The sequence below is a fragment of the Rhodopseudomonas sp. genome (assembly GCF_036404135.1).
In the GTDB taxonomy this organism is placed as follows: Bacteria; Pseudomonadota; Alphaproteobacteria; order Rhizobiales; family Xanthobacteraceae; genus Rhodopseudomonas_A.
The window spans coordinates 23328-29477 of sequence record NZ_DASWPE010000001.1 but is presented as its reverse complement, the minus strand read 5'-3'; the positions used below and the strand labels follow the sequence as shown (position 1 = coordinate 29477).

The 6150-nt window shown below is 65.4% G+C and carries 5 protein-coding genes and 1 pseudogene; all 6 read left to right on the top strand.

Annotated features, from left to right (window positions below):
• Positions 1-141, top strand: a pseudogene (locus VGC77_RS00140) (IS481 family transposase); the annotation flags it as partial.
• 579 nt (positions 142-720) lie between these two features.
• Complete coding sequence (locus VGC77_RS00135; protein ID WP_331169550.1) at positions 721-1038, top strand: STAS domain-containing protein; 318 nt, start codon at positions 721-723, stop codon at positions 1036-1038.
• Complete coding sequence (locus VGC77_RS00130) at positions 1038-1403, top strand: response regulator (protein ID WP_331169549.1); 366 nt, start codon at positions 1038-1040, stop codon at positions 1401-1403. Before VGC77_RS00135 ends, VGC77_RS00130 begins: the two co-directional genes overlap by 1 nt.
• Complete coding sequence (locus VGC77_RS00125; protein WP_331169548.1) at positions 1400-3454, top strand: chemotaxis protein CheA; 2055 nt, start codon at positions 1400-1402, stop codon at positions 3452-3454. Before VGC77_RS00130 ends, VGC77_RS00125 begins: the two co-directional genes overlap by 4 nt.
• Positions 3454-3921: a chemotaxis protein CheW gene (locus tag VGC77_RS00120; RefSeq protein WP_331169547.1), complete on the top strand. Its 468-nt coding sequence runs from the start codon at positions 3454-3456 to the stop codon at positions 3919-3921. The genes VGC77_RS00125 and VGC77_RS00120 overlap by 1 nt, the downstream gene beginning before the upstream one ends.
• A 100-nt stretch (positions 3922-4021) precedes the next feature.
• Positions 4022-6094: a methyl-accepting chemotaxis protein gene (locus VGC77_RS00115; protein ID WP_331169546.1), complete on the top strand. Its 2073-nt coding sequence runs from the start codon at positions 4022-4024 to the stop codon at positions 6092-6094.
• Positions 6095-6150 lie beyond the last annotated feature (56 nt).

The window sequence follows — 6150 nt, the reverse complement described above, 5'->3', positions numbered from 1 at the left end:
ACCTCACAACGCCGCGCCCTCGAACTGCCGGTCTGGCTGCATAGATACAACTGGCATCGGCCACACGGTGGGATAAAATCACAAACACCCATCAGTCGCCTCGGTCTGTCCGAGGACAACCTGTTGAGGCTCCACAGCTAGAGCCGCGGCTTTGGCAACGGCCGGCGCTGATGCGTCGTTGTCGCAAACCGTCCGACCAAAGTAGTCATGAGCGAATGCAGAGCGGCATTCATCCATGGCATGACGTCATCGGGACGTCAGACCATTGGACCTCGACGTCTGATGTCGGGTCGATAGTACCGATCGGACCAGGCCGCAGTCAGATCGTCATGCTGCACAGCCTCCCGCCGGAATCATTTTCTCCGTACCCGCTGCTACGTGGTGTTGCGAGCGGGGCGACGCGTCGCGCCACGGCTGTTACCGGCGTCCCGTAAAATTACGGACGGCAAAATTAACTCGGTTGCAGCACTCTCGGCTTACCAGTCAAAGACGTCGAAGCGACGGTCGGATCGGATCCAGGCTTGCCAGCGAGCTTCGCCTTTCCCTCGGCTCGTTTTGTGCGCGATTAACCCGTCAAACTTGAATTGGGGTGTTAACGAGACCACAGAACTACGTAGTTATACGTGGACCGAATGCCCCGTTTCTCCCGACCTATCAAGAGGACCGACCTGCTCTGCCGCCCGACTTGTCCGTGTCATCAACTGGTCATGAGTTCAAAAAATGGAAATTCAACCGCCGCAGCCTACGCTTCGCCTGCCCGCGGACTGCAGCATTGCCGGCATTCGCGCGGTCTATGAACTGATCCGCAACTTGCTGTCGCAGCAACGCGATCTGCAGATCGATTGCTCGGCCGTCGACAAGGCCGATGTCACCTCGGTGCAGCTGTTGTTGTCGGCGACGCGTACCGCGGACGAGCAGGGCGGCCGGCTCGACCTCACCGATTTATCGCAAAATCTCAGGACCACGTTGCAGCGCGCCGGCGTCCCCAGCAGCGCGATCTCCGAGCGCGCCGGCGCAGAGCAGAGCGAGACGAAGTAATGGCCACCATCCTCACCGTGGACGATTCCCCTAGCATCCGGCAGATGATCAAGGTGGCGCTGGCGCCGCTCGGTCACACCGTCATCGAAGCCGGCGACGGCGCCCAGGGCCTCGAAAAGGCCAAGGCCAGCCGGCCGCAGCTGGTAATCACCGATCTCAACATGCCGGTGATGAACGGCATGGAGCTGATCAAGGCGTTGCGGGCGACGCCGGCCTTGACCGGGCTGCCGATCGTGTTCCTCACCACCGAATCTAATGACTCGGTGAAGCAGGAGGCCAAGAAGGCCGGCGCCACCGGCTGGATCACCAAGCCGTTCAGCCAGGATCAGTTGCAGGCGGTGGTGAACAAGCTGGTGCGCGCATGACCGCGCTGGATCCGGTCGAGGTCTTCCGTCAAGAGGCCAGCGATCTGTTCGAGGCGCTGGAAGGCGCGCTGCTCGACCTCGGCTCGCGTCCCGACGATCGCGAATTGATCGACACCACCTTCCGCGCGCTGCACACTATCAAAGGCTCCGGCGCGATGTTCGGCTTCGACAAGGTCGCAGCCTTCACCCATGAATTCGAAACCGCGTTCGACCAGGTGCGCAAGGGCGAGATCAAGGCCAGCCATGACCTGATCTCGGTGGCGCTGTCCGCCAAGGACTATATCCGCGCGCTGATCGAGGCGCCGGACTCCACCGATCCGATCATCGGCGACGCGATCCTGGACCAGCTCCGCCGCTTCGTCGCTCCGGCGGGCGAGCCGCCGAGCCAGCCTTATATCGCGCCTGCTTCCCCCGAAGCGCCGGCGGCAGCGGCGGCCGGCGGCCGCGGCTGGCAGCTGCATCTTGAATTCGACCGCGACGTGCTGCGCAACGGCTCCAACCCGCTCGACTATCTCGACGACCTGCGCAAGCTCGGGACCGCCTTTGCCACCGCGCGCACCGAGGACGTGCCGCTGCTCGACGAGCTCGAGCCCGAGCTGTGCTTCCTGAAATGGGACGTCACGCTGAACAGCGACTGCGACCGCGCCGCGATCGACGATGTCTTCATGTTCGTGCAGGACGAAATGGTGCTGACCTGCGAGCCGCTGACCGAGGCGGATATCGCCGCGCCGCCGCCCGAAATGGCCTCGCCGCCGCTCGCGCCGAGCGCGGCCGCGTCACCGGCGCCGCTGCGGACCGAGCCGGACGCCGACAAGCCGGCGGTCGCGGCGGCGAAATCCAAAGGCGACGAACAGCGCCGTTTCGACGACAAGGGCATGCCGACGGTGCGGGTGCAGGCGCAGCGGCTCGACGAGCTGATGGACCGGGTCGGCGAGTTGGTGATCGCCCAAGCGAGACTCAGCCAGTTGGCCGCCGCCACCGACGACATTTCGATCAAGGCGATCGCCGAGGAAATCGAACGCCTCGCCGCCGGGCTGCGCGACACCACGATGGGCGCCCGGATGGTGCCGATCGGCTCGCTGTTCGGCCGCTTCCGCCGCCTGGTGCACGACCTGTCGCGCGATCTCGGCAAGCCGGTGGAGTTCGTCACCTCCGGCGAAGATACCGAACTCGACAAGACCATGATCGAGCGGCTGGCCGATCCGTTGGTCCATCTGATCCGCAACGCCATTGATCACGGCATCGAAGACACCGCGAGCCGCGCTGCCGCCGGCAAGACCGAGATCGGCCGCATCGAGGTCGCGGCGGTTCATTCCGGCGCCCAGGTGCTGGTCACGGTGCGCGACAACGGCGCCGGCCTCAACGCCGCGCGGATCCGCGCCAAGGCCGAAGAGCAGGGCCTGGTGGCGCCGGGCGCGGTGCTGTCCGACGACGACGTGCATCAGTTGTTGTTTCAGCCGGGCTTCTCCACCGCGCAGACGATTTCCACGCTGTCCGGCCGCGGCGTCGGCATGGATGTGGTCAAGCGCACCATCGACGCGATGCGCGGGTCGATCGACATCTCGACCCAGCACGGCCGCGGCACCACGGTGACGCTGCGGCTGCCGCTGACCTTGGCGATCATCGAAGGCCTGCTGATCCGCGTCGGCGAAGGCCGCTATATCATCCCGCTGGCGGCGGTCGAGGAATGCGCCGAACTCAGCGCCGAAGAAGAGCGGGTGCGCGGCCGCGACTTTCTCAACATGCGCGGCGATCTGGTGCCGTTCCTGCGGCTGCGCGACCTGTTCGACGTCGCGGGCCAACCCGACCGCCACCAGAAGATCATCATCGCCTCCTCCGGCGAGACCCGCGTCGGGCTGATCGCCGACCAGATCATCGGCAGCCACCAGTCGGTGATCAAGTCGCTGTCGAAGCTGCATTCCGACGTCACCATGTTCTCCGGCGCCACCATCCTCGGCGACGGCAGCGCGGCTTTGATCCTCGACGTCGCGCAATTGCTGGCGATCGGCCAGTCGCTCGGCGACGGCAAACTCATCAACGAGGCGGCGTGATGGACCAGATTGTCGAAGCCCGCCCAAAGGCCGAGTCCGACCAGATGCAGGTGGTGATGCTCGGGATCGGCGATGAAGTATTCGCGCTCAACACCATGTTGGTGCGCGAAATCATCGATCCGGTGCCGGCGACCCGGGTGGCCGGCGCGCGGCCCTATCTGCCCTGCGTAGTCAACGTGCGCGGCAACGTGATTCCGCTCGCCGACCTGCGCTCCCGCTTCGGCATGCCGAAGACCGCGGACACCGCCGACACCCGCATAGTGGTGCTCGAAATCGAGATCGATCGCGATCCCGTGCTGGTCGGCGTGGTCGCCGACAAGGTTCACGAAGTGACGCAGATCTCGCGCGCCGATGCGCAGCCGACGCCGCGGGTCGGGATGCGCTGGAATCCGGAGTTCATCAGCTTCATCACCAAGTGGCGCGACGAGTTCGTGATCGTTCCGAACATGGAACGAATCCTGAGCTGAACCAGATTTGAATTGGCCGTCGCCGGCATGGACGAAGGCGACACTTCGTCCAGCGGTGGCCGCCGTCAGAATCCCAAGAAAGGGGATCGAGAGGCTGTCCATGAGATTTTCTGTCAAGGCCAAGCTGGCAACGACGTTCGGTGCCGTCACCATCTTGTCGCTGATCACCGGCGGCGTCGCTTACCTCAAATTGACTTCGCTGGAACTCGCTGAGCAGGGGTTGGTCCAGCAAGGTCTGCGGATGGAAAAGACCGCCGACCTAATGGGCGAAATCCAATTCTCCCAGCGAGCCGAGACCGGGCTGATCAACGCCGCCTCGGAGAAGGACGCGGCGGACAATTATCGCGTCATGCTCGAGCGCCAGGACAAGGCGTTGAAACTCAAGGACGAGCTCTATGCGATCGCCAGCGAGGAGGGCAAGCGCCAGCTCGGCCTGGCGACCGATAAGCTGAAGACCATGAACGATTTGCAGAAGCAGTCCGCCAAGTTCGCGTTGCTCGCTTCCAACACCCACGCCGCACAGCTATGGGCCGCCGATGGTCTGACCGCCGCGCGCGAGTTCAACGCCAGCGTCGACGCGGTGTTCGCCGACCTCAACAAGGCGCCGGATCGCATCGAGAACGTCCGCGCGCTGTTGGCGCTGCAGAGTGCCCGCCTCGAAGCGGCGCGGCTCGCCCGGTTGGTGGTGACGACGTTCTCCGCCGCGTCGGTGGAGCAACTCGAGGCCGAACACAAGAGCGCGGTCGCCCAGGCCGCCGACCTGAAGACCAGCATCGCGCAGGCCGTCGGCCAGCTCGGCGCGCTCGACATTGCGGTCGCCAACATCAATCGCGATTACCAGCGGTTCGCCGCGACCACCGACAAAATCCTCGCCACCGCCGGTGAGGGCGGCAACATCAGGGCGCAGGCGATCAGCATCGGCGAAGGCCGCAAGGCGTTCAACGAAAGCCTCACCGCGTTCGACGACTACATCACGCTGATCAAGAGGCGGATGAACGAGCTGGCGACCGCGGGTGCCGAGGAAGCGGCCTCGGCCAAGGCGCTGCTCGCCGCCATCATCGCGGCTTCGTTGCTGATTGCGACCGCTTCGGCGCTGTGGATCGCCATCAACATCAGCCGCAGCCTCGGCCGCGCCGTCAAGCTCGCCGACGCCGTGGCGTCGGGCGATCTCACCCAGACCACCAAGGCCACCAGCAACGACGAGGTTGGCGATCTGATCACTTCGCTGAACGGCACCGTGCAGCGGTTGCGCGGCGTGGTCACCGACGCGGTCACCGCCTCGCAGAACGTCTCCGCCGGCAGCCAGCAATTGTCGGCCAGCGCCGAACAATTGTCGCAGGGCGCCACCGAACAGGCCTCGGCCGCCGAGGAAGCCTCATCGTCGATGGAAGAGATGGCCGCCAACGTGAAGCAGAACGCCGAAAACGCCGGCCAGACCGAGAAGATCGCGCACCAGTCGGCCAGGGACGCCGAGGCCAGCGGCGTCGCGGTCGGCCGCGCGGTCGAGGCGATGCAGACCATCGCCGGCAAGATCACCATCGTGCAGGAAATCGCCCGGCAGACCGATCTCTTGGCGCTGAACGCCGCGGTGGAAGCCGCCCGCGCCGGCGAACACGGCAAGGGCTTTGCGGTGGTGGCCTCCGAAGTGCGCAAGCTCGCCGAACGCAGCCAGACCGCGGCCGCCGAAATCGGCGCGCTGTCGAGCGAGACCGTCAAGGCGGCGCAGGAAGCCGGCTCGATGTTGCAGAAGCTGGTGCCGGACATCAGGAAGACCGCGGAACTGGTCGGTGAGATCACCGCCGCCTGCCGCGAGCAGGACGTCGGCTCCTCGCAGATCAACCAGGCGATCCAGCAGCTCGACAAGGTCGGCCAGCAGAACGCCGCGGCCTCCGAACAGGTGTCGTCGACCTCCGAGGAACTGGCCTCGCAGGCCGAGCAGCTGCAATCCACCATCGCCTATTTCAAGATCGACCGGCCGAAGGACGCGCCGGCCGATGCGGTGATGCCGATCGAGGCGGCGGTGGCACAGTTGCGCAACAAGGCCGCCGCGATGGCCGCGCCGGCGCGGTCGCACAAGCCGGTTGCACGGCCCGCGCCGAAGGTCGCGCGTGGTGGCTTCGCGCTGGAAATGCACGACGCCGCCGACGCGCGCGACGCCGAATTTCAACGCTGACATCCAAACGGCCTCGCCGTTTGGCGAGGCCGTTGACCACCCCGCCGGACAGCGGC

Excerpts from the sequence above, each read along its gene's own strand:
- VGC77_RS00135 (WP_331169550.1), top strand. The coding sequence starts at position 721 with ATGGAAATTCAACCGCCGCAGCCTACGCTTCGCCTGCCCGCGGACTGC.
- VGC77_RS00125 (WP_331169548.1), top strand. The coding sequence starts at position 1,400 with ATGACCGCGCTGGATCCGGTCGAGGTCTTCCGTCAAGAGGCCAGCGAT.
- VGC77_RS00120 (WP_331169547.1), top strand. The coding sequence starts at position 3,454 with ATGGACCAGATTGTCGAAGCCCGCCCAAAGGCCGAGTCCGACCAGATG.
- VGC77_RS00115 (WP_331169546.1), top strand. The coding sequence starts at position 4,022 with ATGAGATTTTCTGTCAAGGCCAAGCTGGCAACGACGTTCGGTGCCGTC.
- VGC77_RS00130 (WP_331169549.1), top strand. The coding sequence starts at position 1,038 with ATGGCCACCATCCTCACCGTGGACGATTCCCCTAGCATCCGGCAGATG.